This window comes from Enterobacter bugandensis (assembly GCF_900324475.1).
Lineage (GTDB): Bacteria > Pseudomonadota > Gammaproteobacteria > Enterobacterales > Enterobacteriaceae > Enterobacter > Enterobacter bugandensis.
The window spans coordinates 1,943,328-1,963,553 of sequence record NZ_LT992502.1 but is presented as its reverse complement, the minus strand read 5'-3'; the positions used below and the strand labels follow the sequence as shown (position 1 = coordinate 1,963,553).

The 20,226-nt window shown below is 54.3% G+C and carries 17 protein-coding genes and 1 other RNA gene; 6 read left to right on the top strand and 12 right to left on the bottom strand.

Annotation, left to right across the window (positions count from 1 at the left end; genetic code table 11):
- Window positions 1-7: 7 nt before the first annotated feature.
- Together menI and ydiJ are read right to left on the bottom strand one after the other, a co-directional pair.
- Window positions 8-418, bottom strand: coding sequence for a 1,4-dihydroxy-2-naphthoyl-CoA hydrolase (gene menI / locus DG357_RS09610; RefSeq protein ID WP_088205319.1), 411 nt, complete (start codon window positions 416-418; stop codon window positions 8-10).
- The gene (gene ydiJ, locus DG357_RS09605) at window positions 415-3,471 is read right to left on the bottom strand and encodes a D-2-hydroxyglutarate dehydrogenase YdiJ (RefSeq protein ID WP_088205318.1); all 3,057 of its coding nucleotides are present in this window, start codon (window positions 3,469-3,471) and stop codon (window positions 415-417) included. Before ydiJ ends, menI begins: the two co-directional genes overlap by 4 nt.
- Before the next feature lie 198 nt (window positions 3,472-3,669).
- Here ydiJ and ydiK point away from each other — a divergent pair, with 198 nt between their 5' ends.
- Both ydiK and rprA read left to right on the top strand, forming a co-directional pair.
- A complete protein-coding gene (ydiK, locus tag DG357_RS09600; protein ID WP_041910407.1) occupies window positions 3,670-4,785 on the top strand; it encodes an AI-2E family transporter YdiK in 1,116 nt (371 codons plus the stop codon).
- Between the two features lie 209 nt (window positions 4,786-4,994).
- Window positions 4,995-5,102: antisense sRNA RprA (rprA, locus tag DG357_RS09595), an RNA gene on the top strand.
- Between the two features lie 191 nt (window positions 5,103-5,293).
- Here rprA and DG357_RS09590 read toward each other — a convergent pair.
- From DG357_RS09590 to ppsA, 10 genes are all read right to left on the bottom strand, one after another.
- On the bottom strand, window positions 5,294-5,605 hold the full coding sequence (locus DG357_RS09590; RefSeq protein WP_088205317.1) for a hypothetical protein: 312 nt from the start codon (window positions 5,603-5,605) through the stop codon (window positions 5,294-5,296).
- Between the two features lies 1 nt (window position 5,606).
- Window positions 5,607-6,098: a hypothetical protein gene (locus DG357_RS09585; RefSeq protein WP_063438343.1), complete on the bottom strand. Its 492-nt coding sequence runs from the start codon at window positions 6,096-6,098 to the stop codon at window positions 5,607-5,609.
- 2 nt (window positions 6,099-6,100) lie between these two features.
- Window positions 6,101-6,409 carry a hypothetical protein gene (locus DG357_RS09580; RefSeq protein WP_088205316.1) on the bottom strand — a complete coding sequence of 103 codons (309 nt, stop codon included), beginning with the start codon at window positions 6,407-6,409 and terminating at the stop codon, window positions 6,101-6,103.
- Window positions 6,410-6,671: 262 nt separating this feature from the next.
- Window positions 6,672-6,998, bottom strand: a complete 327-nt coding sequence (locus tag DG357_RS09575) for a hypothetical protein (protein WP_131797604.1) — start codon at window positions 6,996-6,998, stop codon at window positions 6,672-6,674.
- A gap of 72 nt (window positions 6,999-7,070) precedes the next feature.
- Complete coding sequence (locus DG357_RS09570) at window positions 7,071-7,640, bottom strand: hypothetical protein (RefSeq protein WP_108780333.1); 570 nt, start codon at window positions 7,638-7,640, stop codon at window positions 7,071-7,073.
- A complete protein-coding gene (locus DG357_RS22940) occupies window positions 7,600-8,454 on the bottom strand; it encodes a hypothetical protein (RefSeq protein ID WP_159087778.1) in 855 nt (284 codons plus the stop codon). Before DG357_RS22940 ends, DG357_RS09570 begins: the two co-directional genes overlap by 41 nt.
- Window positions 8,445-8,738, bottom strand: coding sequence for a hypothetical protein (locus DG357_RS09565; RefSeq protein ID WP_088205314.1), 294 nt, complete (start codon window positions 8,736-8,738; stop codon window positions 8,445-8,447). Before DG357_RS09565 ends, DG357_RS22940 begins: the two co-directional genes overlap by 10 nt.
- A 255-nt stretch (window positions 8,739-8,993) precedes the next feature.
- Complete coding sequence (locus tag DG357_RS09560; protein ID WP_088205313.1) at window positions 8,994-11,369, bottom strand: glycoside hydrolase family 3 N-terminal domain-containing protein; 2,376 nt, start codon at window positions 11,367-11,369, stop codon at window positions 8,994-8,996.
- A 3-nt stretch (window positions 11,370-11,372) separates the two neighbouring features.
- Complete coding sequence (locus tag DG357_RS09555) at window positions 11,373-12,773, bottom strand: MFS transporter (RefSeq protein WP_088205312.1); 1,401 nt, start codon at window positions 12,771-12,773, stop codon at window positions 11,373-11,375.
- Window positions 12,774-13,007: 234 nt separating this feature from the next.
- Window positions 13,008-15,386: a phosphoenolpyruvate synthase gene (gene ppsA, locus DG357_RS09550; RefSeq protein ID WP_028012836.1), complete on the bottom strand. Its 2,379-nt coding sequence runs from the start codon at window positions 15,384-15,386 to the stop codon at window positions 13,008-13,010.
- Between the two features lie 335 nt (window positions 15,387-15,721).
- On the opposite strand from ppsA, the gene ppsR reads away from it, so the two are divergent.
- From ppsR to DG357_RS09530, 4 genes are all read left to right on the top strand, one after another.
- On the top strand, window positions 15,722-16,555 hold the full coding sequence (ppsR, locus tag DG357_RS09545; RefSeq protein WP_028012835.1) for a posphoenolpyruvate synthetase regulatory kinase/phosphorylase PpsR: 834 nt from the start codon (window positions 15,722-15,724) through the stop codon (window positions 16,553-16,555).
- Between the two features lie 152 nt (window positions 16,556-16,707).
- Window positions 16,708-17,754: a 3-deoxy-7-phosphoheptulonate synthase AroH gene (aroH, locus tag DG357_RS09540; RefSeq protein ID WP_028012834.1), complete on the top strand. Its 1,047-nt coding sequence runs from the start codon at window positions 16,708-16,710 to the stop codon at window positions 17,752-17,754.
- Between the two features lie 212 nt (window positions 17,755-17,966).
- Window positions 17,967-18,155 (top strand): hemin uptake protein HemP, encoded by a 189-nt coding sequence (hemP, locus tag DG357_RS09535; RefSeq protein WP_028012833.1) that lies wholly within the window; start codon window positions 17,967-17,969, stop codon window positions 18,153-18,155.
- Between the two features lie 72 nt (window positions 18,156-18,227).
- Window positions 18,228-20,210 carry a TonB-dependent hemoglobin/transferrin/lactoferrin family receptor gene (locus tag DG357_RS09530; RefSeq protein WP_088205311.1) on the top strand — a complete coding sequence of 661 codons (1,983 nt, stop codon included), beginning with the start codon at window positions 18,228-18,230 and terminating at the stop codon, window positions 20,208-20,210.
- The last annotated feature ends 16 nt before the right edge of the window (window positions 20,211-20,226 follow it).

Genomic DNA, 20,226 nt, shown 5'->3' with positions numbered 1-20,226 from the left:
GAAAACTTTACACGACCGCCGTCGTCAGACGCGACGAGCAGCACAGGCGATCCTGCTCGTCGAGAATATCAATCTGCCACACCTGGTGGCGGCTACCAGCATGCAGCGCGCGGCAGATACCGCGCACGCGCCCGCTGCGCACCGAGCGAATGTGGTTGGCATTCACCTCAAGCCCGACCACCTTCTGTTCGCCTTCGGTGCAGAGATATCCCGCGACGGAGCCCAGGGTTTCCGCCAGCACGACGGAAGCCCCGCCGTGCAACAGGCCAAACGGCTGATGGGTGCGACTATCGACAGGCATCGTCGCCTCCAGATTGTCTTCCCCAATGCGGGTGAACTGGATATCCAGTAGCCCCACCATATTCCCCTCGCCCATGGCGTTTAGCGCCTGCAGCGTGACGGCACGTTTCCAGATCATCCAATTATCTCCAGTAAAGCCTGTAATGGGTGGCGTACGCCGTTACCCTCAACCCGTTTCACCTGGCTGCGGCAGGAGTAGCCCGTCGCCAGGCAGCGGTTTCTTGGCAATCGCTGCATCGCCTGATGCCACGACAGCTCATAAATGCCGAGCGAGTTGGCGTGGTTTTTCACCTCGTGGCCGTAGGTGCCCGCCATGCCGCAGCAGCCCACGCTGACGCTCTCCAGCTGCGCGCCGAAACGCGCAAAAATAGACGCCCATTGCGCCGGGGCGCCGGGCAGCGCCGTCACTTCCGTACAGTGTCCGAACAGATACCACGGTTCACCGCCCGCCTCCTGAATGGCCTTCTCTTCCAGGGCTGCCGGCAGCCACTCGTGCACCAGCATGACGTGGAAATCGCCGCGCTTATCACCCAGCGTCTGCTTGTATTCATCGCGATAGCAAAGCACCAGCGCCGGATCGACGCCGACCATCGGCATCCCAAGTTCGGCGATCCGGTTGAGAAAATCAGCGGTTTTTTGCGCCGTTTTCGCAAAGCGGTTCAGGAAGCCTTTAATGTGCTGCGCCTTGCCGTTTGGCGAGAACGGCAGCACTACAGGCTGATAGCCCAGTTTTTCAACCAGGCGGATGAAGTCAGCGACCACCTGCGCGTCGTAGTAGCTGGTGAACGGATCCTGGACCACCAGCACCACCTTCGCTTTTTGCTCAGGAGTAAGCGCTTCGAGCTGTTCCAGGGTCATGTTCGCCGAGCGGTGGCCGACGAGCTGGCGCTGCAGCGACGGCACCGACAACAACGGCAGATCGACCATGCCGATATGCTTTTCGGAAAGCTTGCGCACCAGCGGCTGATTGATAAAGAAGTTAAAGGTCTTCGGCGCGCGCGCCATCAGTGGCGCGTAGCTTTCCACCGTCGCCACCAGATGATCGCGCACCGGGCGCAGATAGCGGGTGTGGTAGAGCTGCAGGAAACGCGAGCGGAATTCCGGCACGTCGATTTTAATCGGGCACTGGGTAGAGCAGGCTTTACAGGCCAGACAGCCGGACATCGCCTCTTTCACCTCATGGGAGAAATCATACTCGCCCTTATTGGCATGCCAGCTGTTGCGGGTGCGCTCAATCAGCGAGCGCAGGCTGGCCCGTTTTTCCGGCAGCTCCTGCTCCAGCTTCAGGGGATCGACGCCGCGGTCCGCCAGCAGACGCAGCCACTCGCGCACCAGCGTCGCACGCCCTTTCGGCGAGTGAATGCGGTTGCTGGTGATTTTCATTGACGGGCACATCGGGCTTTTCACGTCAAAGTTAAAGCACAGGCCGTTGCCGTTACACTCCATCGCGCCGCGCCAGGACGAGCGCACCGCAATCGGGATCTGTCTGTCATACGTACCGCGCTTAACGGCATCCACCTGGAGCATCGGCGCGTCCACCCCTTCAGGCGGGCAGATTTTCCCCGGATTGAGGCGGTTATCCGGGTCGAACGCCGCTTTGACCTTGCGCAGCTCCGCGTAAAGCTGCTCCCCGAAGAACGCCGGGCTGTATTCCGCGCGGAACCCTTTCCCGTGCTCCCCCCACAGCAGACCGCCGTATTTGGCGGTCAAGGCCACGACGTCGTCGGAGATCTGCTTCATCAGGATCTCCTGCTGCGGGTCGCACATGTCCAGCGCCGGACGCACGTGAAGCACCCCGGCATCCACGTGGCCGAACATGCCGTAGCTCAGGCCGTGGCCGTCCAGCAGGGCGCGAAACTCGACGATATAATCCGCCAGATGCTCGGGCGGCACGCAGGTGTCTTCGGCAAACGGAATCGGCTTCGCCGCCCCTTTCGCATTGCCAAGCAGACCCACGGCTTTTTTACGCATGGCGTAAATACGCTCGATACCGGCCAGATCGTGACAAAGCTGCCAGCCAATCACGCCGCCTTCGCCATGAGCAATCAGCTCATCCAGGCGCTGGCAGAGCGTCGTCACCTGGCTTTCAATCAGCTCCGCGTCATCACCGGCAAATTCCACGATGTTGAGGCCAAGCATCTCTTTGTCCGGCACGTCGGTAATCAGCTCGCGCACGGAGTGCCAGACGATATCTTCCCGCGCCAGATTCAGCACCTTAGAGTCGACGGTTTCCACCGACAGCGCCTGCGCTTCCACCATAAACGGCGCATTGCGCAGCGCGGAGTCGAAGGAGTCATATTTGACGTTCACCAGGCGACGCACCTTCGGCAGGCGGGTGATATCCAGCCGCGCCTCGGTAATAAACGCCAGCGTTCCTTCGGAGCCGGTCAGCACGCGGGTTAAATCAAACTGCGTCAGGTCGTCGTTAAACACGTGGCGCAGGTCGTAGCCCGTTAAGAAGCGGTTCAGTTTGGGGAATTTGTCGAGAATAAGCTGGCGGTTGTCGCGGCAGCGCTCCAGCACGGTGCGGTAGATGCGCCCGCTGGTGGTGTTATCTTTACCCAGCGTTTCCGCCAGTTCGACCGGCATCGGCTGGGTATCAAGGATATCTCCGCCTAACAATACTGCCCGCACGCCCATCACGTGATCGGAGGTTTTACCGTAGACCAGCGACCCCTGCCCGGAGGCATCGGTGTTGATCATCCCCCCGATGGTTGCGCGGTTGCTGGTGGAGAGTTCAGGGGCAAAAAAGTAGCCGTAAGGCTTGAGGTACTGATTAAGCTGATCTTTGATAACGCCCGCCTCAACCCGCACCCATCCCTCTTCGGGGTTGATCTCAATGATGCGGTTCATATAGCGCGACATATCAATAATGATGCCCTGGTTCAGCGCCTGACCGTTAGTTCCGGTGCCACCGCCGCGCGGCGTGAAGACCAGAGAGGCAAACCGCTCCTGCGTTGCCAGCCGGGCGATAAGCGCCACGTCGGCCGTGGAACGAGGGAAAACGACCGCATCGGGAAGAAGCTGGTAGATACTGTTATCGGTTGCCATCGTCAGCCTGTCGGCATAGTTCGTGGCGGTATCACCTGTAAAACCCTGTTGCTCCAGTGCCTGCAAAAAATTAAGCACCAGCTGAACGACGCCAGGTGCCTGAGAAATCTGTGGGATCATTACTGTCGACCCTAATTAGAGTTGTGGGAATCGTTTGCGTGTATCTTAAAAGTTTTATCACATTTTTTTCTTATAATCTCTGCTGAATTACAGGCAGAATTCGCCTGTCAAAAACCGCTGCGATCGCTAATGATAAGAGAGACGCGGTTTTCCATTCCCGCCAGTGGTACTGGCGTTCTTTTAAGGAAAGTTTCATTTATGGTCAATCTTCGCCAGCCCAGAGATGTTGCGCAAATTCTGCTGTCGGTGCTGTTCCTGGCCCTCATGATTATTGCGTGTCTGTGGATTGTTCAACCCTTTATTCTCGGCTTCGCCTGGGCTGCGACCGTTGTCGTCGCCACGTGGCCTTTGCTGCTGCGCTTGCAGAAACTGCTGTTTGGCCGCCGCGGACTGGCCGTGCTGGTGATGACGCTGCTGCTGTTCCTGCTGTTTATTATTCCAATTGCGCTGCTGGTAAACAGCCTTGTCGACTCCAGCGGCCCGGTGATCCGCGCCGTGACAAGCGGCGACCTGACGCTGCCGGACCTCGGCTGGCTGAACAGCATTCCGGTCGTGGGCGCTAAGCTTTACAGCGGCTGGCATAGCCTGCTGGAGATGGGCGGCAGCGCGCTGATGGCGAAAGTGCGTCCGTATATTGGCACCACCACCACCTGGTTTGTCGGTCAGGCCGCACATATCGGCCGCTTTATGATGCACTGTACCCTGATGCTGGTCTTCAGCGCCCTGCTTTACTGGCGCGGTGAGCAGGTGGCTTTAGGCGTTCGTCACTTTGCCACCCGCCTGGCGGGAAAACGGGGTGACGCCGCGGTGCTGCTGGCCGCGCAGGCCGTGCGCGCGGTCGCCCTGGGCGTCGTGGTGACGGCGCTGGTGCAGGCGGTGCTGGGCGGTATCGGCCTGGCGATTTCCGGCGTACCGTACGCCACCGTCTTTACCGTAGTCATGCTGATGACTTGCCTTGCGCAACTGGGGCCGCTGCTGGTACTGGTTCCGAGCATTATCTGGCTTTACTGGACGGGTGATACCACGTGGGGAACGGTTCTGCTGGTCTGGAGCTGCGTGGTTGGCACCATGGATAACGTGATTCGCCCCATCCTCATCCGCATGGGCGCAGACCTGCCGCTGATCCTGATCCTCTCCGGGGTTATCGGCGGGTTGATTGCTTTCGGGATGATCGGTCTGTTCATTGGCCCGGTGCTGCTCGCCGTTACCTGGCGTCTGTTCTCCGCCTGGGTTCATGAAGTGCCACCGCCTGGAACCGACCCGGACGTGATTCTGAGCGAGCTGGAAGAGCTGGAAGAAAAGAATACCCATTAAGCCTTGTTGCCGGGTGGCGCTTACGCTTACCCGGCCTACATTATCCCGCACAATACTTTAACACTGCTAAAGTATTTATTCGTTGCACACTGGTCAGACCCGCCATTTCAGCACTAAGTCCGCTATTATTCTCAAGAAATCTTTACGTCTCTTTAACTATTGAGACGAATCTGATCGACGCTAAAAATTACAATGCCTACTATTAGCTCACGGTTATAAATCAACACCTTGATTTATAAGCATGGAAATCCCCTGAGTGAAACAACGAATTGCTGTGTGTAGTCTTTGCCCATCTCCCACGATGGGCTTTTTTTTCAGTAACTTACGGTGCTGTGCAGGGTTTTAGTATGCAAACTGTGTGAAGAATAAAAAGCGCAACCATTCTTGTTCTTATAAAATATCAATAGCTTACGCTATGCACACATTGTTTTTGGTTGTGTGACAAACACAACAAGCCCCCAAAAAATGGAGGCTTCTAAATTTCTTTGAACTCCCGCTCTTCCATTGTCTAGAAAGTTCCCCTGCATTCAAATTCATTAATCTTAGGCATAAAAGGACCAAACACAGTGACAATAGTTAAACCATCATTCACCCAATGGACATAAAGTCTATTCTGTTCATCAAAGGTAAAGACGCTACTACCATCCTCAGCGGTTCCAGAGTGATAGTATTGCTTTCCAGCGTACCCCATAAATTCACCCTGTTTAGCAACTCCATTTTTAATAGTTGCTTTATTACCGTTCATATCCTTACAGACATAAGCAGAAGCGTTAGCACCAAAGGAAGCAAGGAGTATGGCGGCAATAATAAAATGCTTCATCTTAACCCTCAACAACAAAAGGAAAGTCTTTGATGAACTTATCAAAATCTGCACGTAAGCGCATTTTCTGTTTATCTGAGCAACCCTTATAACTCCCTTTGATTATCTGGGCACTAGAATGAAATCCTTTCTCACGTTGCTCTTCATTAGGTATAAATACATCAGCTTCGTAGAAGCTATTGGTGTGAGGCTCAAAGGTGAATGTATTAGAGTTACTTGAATCCACAGTGTTAATAATATGAGAGTCAGGCATAGCACCCAGATAAGTGATTCCCATTAACATTGTATGGTCTACAGGGTTAACTGGCTCATAAAAAAGCTTGCCATTTGTTTTCATGAAAATCTCAGCGGATATGTTTTTATGCAAATCCTCCTTACTGACACCCTTAGCATTACTTACGGTCCAGTCATTAAAAGTAACGACGCGGCAGAAATCAGAAGCTGTAGCTGCTGTTGACATAGCCATTAATAAAACCAAAATACTCTTATTCATTTCTATTCCCTGCAAATGCCATTAAACAAACTGTAAGCCCTGCTCATGCATTTTATTATTAGCAGGGCTACAAGAATGCTTTTTTTGATTAGATTGTCTCTGTAGTCTTTCAGTGTTTCCCGCATGGATTGGAAAGGAGCAGCAAGCACTTCAAGTTCCATGAGTCGAATTGTTAATGCTGCTGCTCTGGGCGTGGCTAATCCCTGTGTTTTGGTATGCTGTACGATTTCATTCATGCTCTTATCGTAACGCTTCTTCCAAAAGTAGCCTTTCTTGTCTGTGTGCATTAAGTGTGCAAACTGTGTGCTCATCACTAAACCCCGAGGTTACTATGGATTCATTGTAAGCATCGCCATTACAGACTTCTTAGCTTTAGATGTTGCCCTTAAAAGAGGGCAAGTATCCTTTTTGCCCATCTCCCACGATGGGCTCTTTTTTGCTTATAAATCAATGATCACGGGTTTTCTGTAGGGGCTTAGTGTATTAGTTATGTATCATTGGTATATTAACAATTATTGCTTATAATGAGTAAACTTTTGATTTAAATGATAAAATATAGCATTGCAAATTTCATCAAGTATAATGAATAACTTTCAATCTAATTAATATTCCCTTTTCATTAGAGCAAGCTTTCATATAGTGGAGATTATTAATACGATCTATATAAATCCTCTTACCAGAGTTACTAACAAGGAACCACTTGAAAACTACATCATTAATATCATTATGATAGTCAGTAACATAATAACTATCTCCCTTGTAGCTCGTTTTCCAGCTTTCCTCATCGTCAATAGCACAAGGATAGAGGGTGATTGTTTCAGCTTTCCACAACTTCAATAGTGATAATATTCCCATGTTAGTAACTGCAATAGCCTCCTGTATGGTGATTACCGTAACCACTGTAGATGAGTTTCCCGCTAGGGCGGGCAGTAGCGCAGAAGAACATTAAAATAAAAACTAATACTTTTTTAATTACCATTGACTAGCATCCTTTTCATTTAGTTTTTTAAGAAGTTTAGGATCAGTAACCTCTTGTGCTTGATTCTTCTTAACATATCCACCATCTACTAAGTCATCTAAATTAACTGTCGGTAGCTTCTTTGGCTTATGGTGTACCACTGGCTTATCATGGTTAGCAGGACAATCAGTAGAAACACTGATTAAATCATCCCTCATGAAAGTACCATTAACAGGAGTGATAGTGTCAGTATTAGCTAAAATCAAAGGATGTTTAAAATCCTTTTTATATATCTCTATAATCTGATGATTACCATCTAACGCAGCATAGACCGACACTAAATCGACTTGTGTTTGACCATTACCAACATCCTTACCAGATCCAGAAGGTTTAAATTCAATCCCATTAATTTTAATATATGAATCATAAGGGCTAAATTCCACCATGTTAGTTACTCCATGCCCTGAACATGTATAAGAGCTATCAGCAATAGCATTAGCATTAGCATTAGCATTAGCATTAGCATTAGCATTAGCATTAGCATTAGCAAGGGCTAACAGAGATACAAGGGCTATACGTTTCATTGTTTATCACCTTTAATTTCATTACGTGCTGAACGGTATGCTTTACCAATACCACGGAAAATAAAATCCATGCAGCAGGGATACAAGCAAACAGAGCCACTAGCCCGAACCATGCAAAACAAAGATAATGAGAAGCTTTAAATTTAAACATTATTCCTTCAGAAACTTTATAGGACATGTTTACAAAATCATTCCATCCACAAGCTTTGATATAATCACTCCTAGTTTTCTCTAACCCATCATAACGAACAGACCAATTATTATTATCAACATAATACTGAAAAGGAACACAGCCTTTATCACTACCAACATCTTTAGTCCATTTGCTAGCAGGATTACCATCAGCTAGATCAGCCCATTTAATAGTAGTATATTTCTCAGGGAAAAATTTATGATTTTTGTATTCATCTTTAGACCGAAAATGTTTAATCAAACCTTTGTTAGATGTGCCTACAGGAATATTACTAAACGTAGTTCCTGAACCATCAATAACAGAGTATGTACCATCTATAATCTTATTATCCCTATGCCAAAGATCACCCTGCTTATTGATTGAGTCATTTTCAATCTGAATAGAAGCCCCTGATTGATATCCTTCCTCCCTCCACTTATTACCAGTGTAACCAACGCCTGCACATAGAACAGAGATAGCAATTGCTACCTTAGCAACTTTAAAAATCTTACTCATTTTAATTACCAATGTATTTTTAGAAAGTAATGTACATTCCTGTACAATAATTTTAATTACGCCAGCTATTGGATTTGACCCTATATATCCAGACTCATCTTCTTTCTGTACGGTAGCTACAAGCACTTTAGAGTGTTGGTTATGGTATTCATTGGTTGAATGCTTATAGGTTCTTGCAGAGCTTCTGATGAAGTTGTGATAACTGCTGGAATCTGAGCAATTGAATTCCCAGAGTCAAAATTTTGGCCTTGGGAAAGTAAAGCGGGATTTCCCTCTACGAGATTCATCATCATGTTCAGGAAAGCAAGCTTAGCCATTCTGTAAAGATCATCACAATAAGCTCTAGGGGTTTCTATCATGGATGTAAAAGGAACAGCTTGCTGTTCAAGCTGCGTGAAGCGAATAGACATAGCCCCGCTACGTGAGCAGTTTCCTTTTCATCTTTGGATTTGAGACTGATTGAAAGCTCAAAACCTGCATAACGTTGACGCCATTCTATCAATGTATGCAGTGTGTATTACTTGTGTAGACATTGCTAAGCCTCATGAATCAAGAGTTTCATGATAAACCCGTATGAACATTGGCTCTAAGCTGGGAGTGCTTCACCCTCTTGTTTATACAAAGAAAATTTGCCCATCTCCCACGATGGGCTTTTTTTATCCTGACTACGCGCGCGTAACCTCACAGGTACTGAGCATCCGCCACTCATCAGGCAGCACCCGCGTTTCCCCCGTCACATTGACCGTCACCGCCTGGTGGATATCCGCCGACGATGCGCCAATCTGGAGTTCAAACTCGCCCGGCTCAACGATGCGCTTGCCGTCACGGCGGGTGAAGTTGAACATCTCAACTGGCAGCGTGAAGGTGAGCGTGGCGGTTTCGCCCGGCGAGAGCGTGACGCGCTGGAAGGCCTTAAGCTCCTGAAGCGGGCGCACCTGGGTGGCGACCTTGTCCCGCACGTAGACCTGCACCACCTCGCTGCCGCTGCGCTCGCCGGTATTGGTGATATCCACGCTCAGCGTCACCTCACCGTCGACCGGCACGCTGCTTTCAGCGACGCGGGCAGTGCCCCAGCTAAACTGCGTCCAGCCGAGGCCGAAACCAAACGGGTAACGCGCACCGAAATGGAACGCGAACGGCGTGCCGCCGCTTTTCAGCTTGTGGTTATAGTAGAACGGCATCGCCCCGGCGCTTTTCGGCACGCTGACCACCAGCCGGCCCTGCGGCTCCGCGCGACCGGTTAACACATCGGCAATCGCCCAGCCCCCTTCCTGTCCCGGCGCCCAGGCCATCATCAGCGCGGCAATCTTCTCCTCCAGCCCCTGAAGGTTGTACGGACGCCCGCCGGTCATCACGACGATCACCGGTTTGCCCGTCGCCACCAGCGCCTCCAGCAGCTGTTGCTGCACGCCCGGCAGATTCAGGGAGTCAGTATCGGAGCCTTCCCCCACGGTGCCGCTCTGGAACAGCCCGGCGAGATCGCCCACGCAGGCCACCACCACGTCACTCTCCTGTGCGGCGCTGACCGCCTCGGGGATAAGTGCGGTACTTTGCGACACCGGAGACTGCTGCATTGGCTTGCCGCCGCTGTCGCCCGGGAAGACCGGCGCGCCCGCCATCCGTTTTTCGATAATGTGGCACCCTTTCGCGTAGCGCACGTTCGATGCACCCAGGTACTGCTCCAGCGCCGCGCGCGGGGTCGTCACCTGCGAGGTTTCCTCAACCATATCGCTGATGATCAGATGGACCGGGAAGCTATACCCGCTGAGTAACGCCAGCGGATCGTCTGCCGTCGGCCCAACTACCGCCACGCGGGGTTTACCGTTCAGCGGCAGAATGCCGTTGTTTTCCAGCAGCGTGACCGATTTTGTCGCCACCTCCCGCGCCACCTGGCGGGTCCTCTCATTTTGCAGATCGATGCCGTTTTCATCGGCATACGGGTTCTCAAACAGGCCGAGACGGAATTTTTCGGTCAGCGTACGCGCCACGATCTCATCGACTTTCGCCATGGAAATCAGCCCGCGCTCTACCGCTTCCGCAAGATGGCGTGCGCAGTCATCTTTCGGCAGCTCGACGTCGAGCCCGGCGTTAAACGCCAGCGCGGCGGACTCCGCTGCGTCGTGGGAAATCCCGTGGTGCTGGTGCAGCAGGCTGACGCCGCCGTAGTCCGCCACAATAATGCCGTCGAAGCCCCACTGTTCGCGCAGGACGGTGGTCAACAGGAAGCTGTCGCTGTGCCCCGGCTGGTTATCGATGTCGTGGTAGGCGGGCATGACCGAACCGGCATTTGCCAGCTTGACCGCCATTTCAAACGGCAGCAGGAAGGTGTCGTTCAGCTCGCTAAAACCAAGATGCACCGGGGCGTGGTTGCGCGCCCCTTCGCTGAACGAGTGGCCCACGTAATGTTTGAGCGTCGCCAGCAGATCGCGCTTGTCGCCCTGTAACCCTTTCACCCAGGCGGTTGCCATCACGCCCACCAGCCAGGGATCTTCCCCGAAGGTCTCTTCGGTTCGCCCCCAGCGGACGTCGCGGGAAACGTCCAGCACCGGGGCCAGCCCCTGCTGGCAACCGACGGAACGCGCCTCTTTACCGATCTGCTCTGCCGCGCGCTGCACCAGCTCCGGGTCCCAGGTCGAGCCGTAGTTGAGCGAGGACGGGAACAGCGTGGCGTCTTTGCACAGCAGCCCCACCAGGCACTCCTCGTGGAACAACGCCGGAATGCCAAGCCGCGTCTCTTCCATCATCATGCGCTGCAGGCGGTTAGCCGCGCGCACCCCGGTTTTCGCGTCAACGATGTGGGTGCCGAGCGGACGGGTGATCTGCCCGACGCCCAGTTTTAGCCGTTCGCTCAGCGCCGCCTGCTCGCTGACGCCGGCGAATTCGTCGCTCAAATCGCTGCGCTCCCGGTGGTTGCCGTTTTCATCAAGGATCAGCCAGTAGGCGTGCATCTGGGCGAACTTCTCTTCGGGGGTCATGCGCGCCAGTAAATCAGCGACGCGCTCGTGCACGGGACGTCCCGCGTCCTTATAGATAGCAGTCATATTTTACTCCTGTAGTGCGGAAGGGGTTGCCGGGCTGAGCTGCCCCGCGTCGGGTCTTACCTCACGCTTGCTGGCCAGCTCCCGGGCGATGGAATCCACCAGCCTGCTGTTGAGCTTGTAGATGGAAAGCAGCGCCACCATGCAGAGGAACAGCGCGCACGGAATAAGGGTGAACAGCGCGTTGATGGTGGAAAGCACGTGCGGCGCCTGGGCTGCCTGGCCAGGGGCGTAATCCACCATGCCGAGCACCCAGCCGACCACCGCCCCGCCCAGCGCAAGGCCAAACTTGATGGCGAACAGCGCGGTAGAGAAGATCAGCCCGTCCAGACGGCGGCCGCTGCGATGCTCTTCGTAGTCGACCACATCAGAGAACATGGTCCACTGGAGCGGCGTGGTGAGGTTTTGAATAAAGCTAAAGACGATATTAAGGCCAAAGATTAGCCACACCTGCGAAGGCGGCAGGAAGAAAATCAGCGCGCCGAAAATGACGAAGGACATTATCGTCCACTGATAAGCGCGCACGCGGTCAAATTTCCCCAGCAGGCGTTCAGATAATAACGCGCCGCTTAACGAGGACACCATGCCAGAAACAATAAAGGCAAAAACCAGCTCCGGGCGCAACAGTACATAGTTGACGTAATACATGGTGGCAGAGCCGCGCGTCACCACCGCCGTTAACAGCAAAATATTAAACACAAACACAATGCGCCACTGGCTGTTACCGGCCAGCAGTTTTAAATCGGTGAGCATGGAGCCGGAGGTATCATTGCGCGGGGAATAACGCTCACGGGTCATCAGGAAACAGCAAAAGAACAGCACAATTCCCAGCAGCCCCATCAGGCTCATGGCAAAGAAATAGCCTTTCTGCACGTTGCCCTGGCCCAACAATGAGACCAGCGGCAGAGCGATAACCGTTACGATCAACCCGCCAATAAATGACAGGCCAAAACGCCAGGACTGCAGGGAGTGACGCTCGCGCGGATCCAGCGTCAGCGCGCCCGGCATGGCGCAGTAAGGCACGTTAATGGCGGAGTAAATCAGACTTAAAATCGCGTAGGTCACGCAGGCATAAACAATTTTTGCCGTCGGCCCGACGTCCGGTACGTAGAAGGTAATAAGGCAGCTTACGCCAAAGGGAATAGCAAACCACAGCAGCCAGGGACGGAAACGGCCGTGACGCGTCTGCGTGCGGTCAACCAGCGCGCCAATACACGGGTCGACAAACGCATCAACCACGCGCACCACTAAAAACATGGTACCCATGATTGCGGCAGGCAAACCAAAAACGTCGGTATAGAAATAAGCAAGAAATAATGTGGCCGTTTGCCAGACCAGCGCGCTGGCCATATCACCTAAGCCATAACCTATTTTATCTTTGGTACGCAATACAGAGGAAAGTGTCATTGTTATTTGCCTTTTTATCAGGTTAAAACGTATTTCAACCAGTTGCGCATCATCTGAAGGGAAATGCGCAGTAAGGCTCAAGTATTAGCAACGCGTTGCGCACTAACAATTGTCTTAATTAACAGACAAATTATGATATTTGGTTTTTTAGATTATTTGTGATGGGGAGCAAATTAGAGGTGAAATAAAAAAGGCGAGGAATAAAATCCTCGCCTTTTTGCGATCGTGTTGCCGTTACTTGTTCAGTTCCGCCAGGCTCAGCCAGGTTTGCACTACCGTGTCCGGGTTCAGGGAGAGGCTGTCAATCCCCTCTTCCATCAGCCAGGCGGCAAAGTCTTCATGGTCGGATGGACCCTGACCGCAAATCCCGACGTATTTACCCTGCTTCTTCGCCGCGCGGATGGACATGGAAAGCAGCGCTTTCACCGCCTCGTTACGCTCGTCGAACAGCTCGGAAACCACGCCGGAGTCGCGGTCCAGGCCCAGCGTCAGCTGAGTCATGTCGTTCGAGCCGATAGAGAAGCCGTCGAAGTGCTCCAGGAACTGCTCGGCCAGCAAGGCGTTGGACGGGATCTCACACATCATGATGATCTTCAGCCCGTTTTCGCCGCGCTTCAGGCCCTGACGCGCCAGCTCGTCCACCACCGCTTTCGCCTGATCCACGGTACGCACGAACGGGATCATGATTTCGACGTTGGTCAGCCCCATGTCGTTGCGCACGCGTTTCACCGCCTCGCACTCCAGCGCGAAGCAGTCGCGGAAGCTGTCGGACACGTAGCGTCCGGCCCCGCGGAAGCCCAGCATCGGGTTCTCTTCTTCCGGCTCGTAGCGCTCGCCGCCCACCAGGTTAGCGTATTCGTTAGACTTAAAGTCAGACAGACGCACGATCACGCGTTTCGGGTAGAACGCTGCACCCAGCGTGGCGATCCCTTCGGTCAGACGGCCGACGTAGAACTCTTTCGGCGAGTCGTAACCTTTCATCATCTCGCGGATTTCGTTCTGCAGCTTCGCGTCCTGGTCGTCAAACTCCAGCAGCGCGCGCGGGTGAACGCCGATCATGCGGTTAATGATGAATTCCAGACGCGCCAGGCCAACGCCTTCGTTCGGCAGGCAGGCGAAGTCAAACGCGCGGTCCGGGTTACCCACGTTCATCATGATCTTCAGCGGCAGATCCGGCATGGTATCCACGCTGGAGCTCTTCACGCTGAAGTCAAGGATATCGGCGTAGACGTAGCCGGTGTCGCCTTCGGCACAGGAGACGGTCACGTTCTGCCCGTCCTTCATGCGCTCGGTGGCGTCACCGCAGCCGACAACCGCCGGGATCCCCAGCTCGCGGGCAATGATCGCCGCGTGGCAGGTACGGCCGCCGCGGTTGGTGACGATGGCCGACGCTTTCTTCATGATAGGTTCCCAGTCCGGGTCGGTCATGTCGGTCACCAGCACGTCGCCTGGCTCAATACGGTTCATCTCGCTGATGTCGTGGATCACTTTGACCGGACCGGCACCGATGCGGTGACCGATGGCGCGGCCTTCCGCCACGATTTTACCCTGCGCGTGCAGCGTATAACGCTCCATCACCTGGCCGCGAGAGCGAACGGTTTCCGGGCGCGCCTGAACGATAAACAGCTTGCCGGTGTTCCCGTCTTTCGCCCATTCGATATCCATCGGACGGCCATAGTGTTTCTCAATCTGCACCGCCTGCTTCGCCAGCTCCTGCACTTCGGCGTCGGTCAGGGAGAAGCGGTCGCGCTGCTCCTGCGGCACATCTTCAATCTTAACCTGCTTGCCATGCTCCTGGGTTGGGGCATAAATCATGCGGATTTTTTTCGAGCCCATGGTGCGGCGCACCACCGCCGGACGGCCCGCGGCAAGCGTAGGCTTGTGTACGTAGAATTCGTCAGGGTTCACCGCGCCCTGCACGACCATCTCACCCAGGCCCCACGCGGAGGTGATGAACACCACCTGGTCGAAGCCGGATTCGGTATCAATGGAGAACATCACACCGGAGGAACCCACGTCCGAGCGCACCATGCGCTGCACGCCCGCGGAGAGCGCCACGCCGCGATGGTCATAGCCCTGGTGCACGCGATAGGAGATGGCGCGGTCGTTGAACAGGGAAGCAAATACGTGCTTCACCGCCACCAGTACCGCATCGTAGCCCTGAACGTTCAGGAAGGTTTCCTGCTGTCCGGCAAACGACGCGTCCGGCATGTCTTCTGCGGTCGCGGAAGAACGTACGGCAAAGGAGGCCTGCGCGTCGTCAGCGGAGAGCTGGTTGTACGCGTCATGGATAGCTTTTTCCAGTTCCGGCTGGAAAGGTGTGTCGATGATCCACTGGCGGATCTGCGCCCCGGCTTTGGCAAGCTCGGTGACGTCATCAATATCCGTTTTATCCAGCAGGTCGTAAATGCGCTGGTTTACACCGCTCTGGTCTAAAAACAGGTTAAACGCGTCGGCGGTCGTGGCAAACCCGTTTGGTACGGAGACACCCATACCGGACAGATTTGTAATCATTTCACCCAGGGAGGCATTTTTGCCCCCAACTCTGTCTACATCATTCATGCCGAGTTGGTTATACCAAAGCACCAGCGGTGACGAGCCATTGTTGGACATCGAAACAATCCTTTTGTGATATTTGATCGGAGTAAGTAACACCTGACTACGTATTTATACTGGCATAATTATTTGCGCTAAAAAAACGGTGAATCGTGTAAGCAATTTAAATTTTCAACTTTTCGGATAGTTTCCCACCAGCCAATAAGCTGATGATTCCTCTATATTCAGCCAGAAACCACAAAAATAAAGTCGCTATTTGAAAAATGAAATCCGCTTTTCAGGAAAATCAAAAACATCATTTCATTTTAAATTCAGATAACTTCTTTGCTGTGCAATTAACTTTTTTAATTTATGCTTTCAGACAATTAGGTATGATATTCAGGGTGGGTAAAATGGATAATGCTGTCGATCGTCACGTTTTTTATATTTCTGATGGTACGGCGATCACCGCCGAGGTGCTGGGCCACGCGGTGATGTCGCAATTCCCCGTTTCGATTAACAGCATCACGCTGCCGTTTGTGGAAAATGAGAGCCGTGCCAAAGCGGTGAAGGACCAGATTGACGCCATCTTCCAGCAGACCGGCGTGCGCCCGCTGGTGTTCTACTCCATCGTTATTCCTGAGATTCGCCACATCATTTTGCAAAGTGAAGGCTTTTGCCAGGATATCGTGCAGGCGCTGGTGGCCCCGCTCCAGAGCGAACTGAAGCTTGACCCGACGCCTATCGCGCACCGCACCCACGGGCTGAACCCCGGCAACCTGACCAAATATGACGCGCGTATTGCCGCCATCGACTACACCCTGGCGCACGACGATGGGATCTCGCTGCGCAACCTCGACCAGGCGCAGGTGATTTTGCTCGGCGTGTCGCGCTGCGGCAAAACGCCGACCAGCCTCTATCTGGCGATGCAGTTCGGCATCCGCGCCGCAAACTACCCCTTTATTGCCGACGATATGGATAACCTGGTGCTGCCCGCTGCGCTCAAGCCGCTGCAGCACAAGCTGTTTGGCCTGACGATTAACCCGGAACGTCTCGCGGCGATCCGCGAAGAGCGCCGCGAGAACAGCCGCTACGCCTCGATGCGCCAGTGCCGCATGGAGGTCTCCGAAGTGGAAGCCCTGTACCGCAAAAACCAGATCCCGTGGCTGAACAGTACGAACTATTCGGTAGAAGAGATCGCCACCAAAATTCTCGACATCATGGGGCTTAACCGCCGCATGTACTAATAAGCTAGTACATTAGCTCAGATTCATGTATCATCCTTTTCAACAGCGGGGCGGTGTCGCCCCGAACTTGAAATCAGCAGGGATTGGTTTAATGTGATGCCCATCACTTCCCGGTAGTCTGCCGATGAAGCAAAAATTTTCTGAGACAAGTCATGAATAAAACCGATGAACTCCGCACGGCGCGCATAGACAGCCTGGTCACCCCGGCTGAACTGGCCGAGCGGCACCCCGTTTCCGCCGCGGTCGCGGAACATGTGACGGCCTCCCGCCGCCGCATTGAAAAAATCCTCAATGGTGAAGACAAGCGTCTTCTGGTGGTGATTGGGCCCTGCTCCATCCACGATCTGGATGCCGCGATGGATTATGCAAAACGGCTTCAGGGGCTGCGGGAAAAATACCAGCATCGCCTTGAGATTGTGATGCGCACCTACTTTGAAAAACCGCGTACCGTGGTGGGCTGGAAAGGGCTGATTTCCGACCCTGACCTTAACGGCAGCTATCGCGTAAACCACGGCATCGAGCTGGCGCGCAAGCTGCTGTTGCAGGTCAACGAGCTGGGCGTGCCGACGGCCACCGAGTTTCTCGACATGGTGACCGGGCAGTTTATCGCCGATCTGATCAGCTGGGGCGCGATTGGCGCGCGCACTACCGAAAGCCAAATCCACCGCGAGATGGCCTCAGCCCTCTCCTGTCCGGTCGGCTTCAAAAACGGGACCGACGGCAACACCCGGATTGCGGTCGATGCGATCCGCGCCTCGCGTGCCAGCCATATGTTCCTGTCGCCGGACAAGAACGGCCATATGACCATCTACCAGACCAGCGGTAACCCGTATGGGCATATCATTATGCGCGGCGGGAAGAAGCCTAATTACCATGCACAAGACATCGCTGCCGCCTGTGAAACGCTGGCCGAATTCGACCTGCCGGAACATCTGGTGGTGGATTTCAGCCACGGCAACTGCCAGAAGCAGCATCGCCGCCAGCTTGACGTCTGCGATGAGGTCTGTCAGCAGATCCGCAGCGGCTCGACCGCCGTTGCCGGGATCATGGCCGAAAGCTTTATCAAAGAAGGCACGCAGAAAATCGTTGCCGGCCAGCAGATGGTATACGGCCAGTCGATCACCGACCCATGCCTGAGCTGGGAAGACAGCGAGCTGCTGCTGGAGAAGCTGGCAGCTGCGGTTGATTCTCGCTTCTGATGTTATTGTCGGGTGGCGCTGCGCTTACCCGACCTACGGTTCTCGCCCTTCTCCCTCTCCCGGTGGGAGAGGGTTGGGGTGAGGGCATCAGGCCGCATCGCCTTCCCCTGAATTTGATCCCGTCACACAATTTTCACAAAAACGCTTGCCGTGAATTTGCAGTTTATTGATAATGATTATCATTGTTACATTGATTGTTATTTATAAACATTATGTCACCGACCGATAACAGCGCGGCAACGCCAGTAAAAACACACACAGCGCCATCCCCTGCTTCCACCGATCGCCGCATCGACAGCAAAAGCCTGTTGGGTGAGGAAGGCCGGGTGATTATCGAGCATGACGGCCAGCAGTATCTGCTGCGCCAGACGAATGCCGGAAAACTGATCCTCACAAAATAAACCAAAACTTTCGCCAGCCACCCAGGTGATCCCCAGGCAGCCAGCGCTTTCGATACTTTATGGAGAGTTGCTATGCTACACCTGCATACCGAACGTTTACGCCCGTCCCTTCTGGCGCTGGCGATTGTCAGCACCCTGCCGGGCGCCGCGTTTGCTGCCGCAGATGAAATAACCGTCACCGCCACAGGCAATGCCCGTAGCGCCTTCGAAGCCCCGATGATGGTGAGCGTGGTTGACGCCACCGCCCCGGAAAAACAGACCGCCAGCTCTGCCGCCGACCTGCTGCGCAACGTGCCCGGTCTGACGCTGGACGGCACCGGCCGCACCAACGGTCAGGACGTTAACCTGCGCGGCTATGACCGCCGCGGCGTTCTGGTGCTGGTCGACGGCGTGCGCCAGGGTACCGACACCGGGCACCTCAACAGCACGTTCCTCGATCCGGCGCTGATTAAACGTATTGAAGTGGTGCGCGGTCCGTCTGCGCTGCTCTACGGCAGCGGCGCGCTGGGTGGCGTCATCTCCTATGACACCGTTGACGCCAAAGATCTGCTGGAACCGGGCAAAAACAGCGGTTATCGCGTGTTTGGTACTGGCGCAACGGGGGACCACAGCCTCGGCCTGGGGGCCAGCGCCTATGGCCGTACCGATACCCTGGACGGCCTGGTATCGTGGTCCAGCCGCGACCGCGGCGATATCCGCCAGAGCGACGGTGCGACGGCGCCGAACGACGAATCCATCAATAACATGCTGGCGAAAGGCAGCTGGAAAATCGACCAGGCCCAGACCCTGAGCGGCGCCCTGCGCTATTACAACAACGCCGCGCAGGAGCCGAAAAACCCGCAAACCTCTGATGCCAATAGCAGCAACCCGATGACTGACCGCTCCACCATCCAGCGCGATGCGCAGGTTGGCTACCACATTGCGCCGGAAGGATACGACTGGCTGAACGCCGATGCGAAGGTTTACTGGTCCGAAGCGCGCATTAATGCCCAGAACATCGACAGCACCGGCGAGTTCCGCAAGCAGACCACCAAAGGCGGCAAGGTGGAAAACCGTACCCGCCTGTTCAGCGATTCCTTTGCCTCTCACCTTCTGACCTACGGCGGAGAATATTATCGTCAGGAGCAGCGTCCGGGCGGGTCCACGACCGGCTTCCCGGAGGCGAAAATCGACTTCAGCTCCGGCTGGCTGCAGGATGAAATCACCCTGCGCGATCTGCCGATCACCTTGCTGGGCGGCACGCGGTATGACAACTACCGCGGCAGCAGCAATGGCTACGACGATGTCGATGCCGATAAATGGTCCTCCCGTGCCGGGTTAACCGTCAGCCCCACCGACTGGCTGATGCTGTTCGGATCTTACGCGCAGGCCTTCCGCGCGCCGACCATGGGTGAGATGTATAACGACGCCAAACACTTCTCCATTGGCCGCTTCTACACCAACTACTGGGTGCCGAACCCGAACCTGCGCCCGGAAACCAACGAAACGCAGGAGTTTGGTTTTGGCCTGCGCTTTGACGATCTGATGCTTGCCAACGATGCGCTGGAGTTTAAGGCCAGCTATTTCGATACCAAAGCCAAAGACTATATCTCCACAACCGTCGATTTTGCCGCGGCGACCACCATGTCGTACAACGTTCCGAACGCCAAAATCTGGGGCTGGGACATGATGGCAAAATACTCGGCCGATCTGTTTAGCCTCGACGTGGCCTATAACCGCACGCGCGGGAAAGACACCGATACGGGCGAGTACATCTCCAGCATTAACCCGGATACCGTCACCAGCAAGCTGGACGTTCCGGTGGCGCAAAGCGGTTTCTCCGTGGGCTGGATCGGCACCTTTGCCGATCGCTCAACCCACGTCAGCAGCAGCTACAGCAAGCAGCCGGGCTATGCGGTTAACGATTTCTACGTCAGCTATAAGGGCCAGGAGCAGCTCAAGGGCGTCACCACCACGCTGGTGCTCGGCAACGCCTTCGATAAGGAGTACTGGTCTCCGCAGGGTATTCCGCAGGACGGTCGTAACGGCAAGATTTTCGTAAGCTATCAGTGGTAATTCCCTTCGGGGCCAC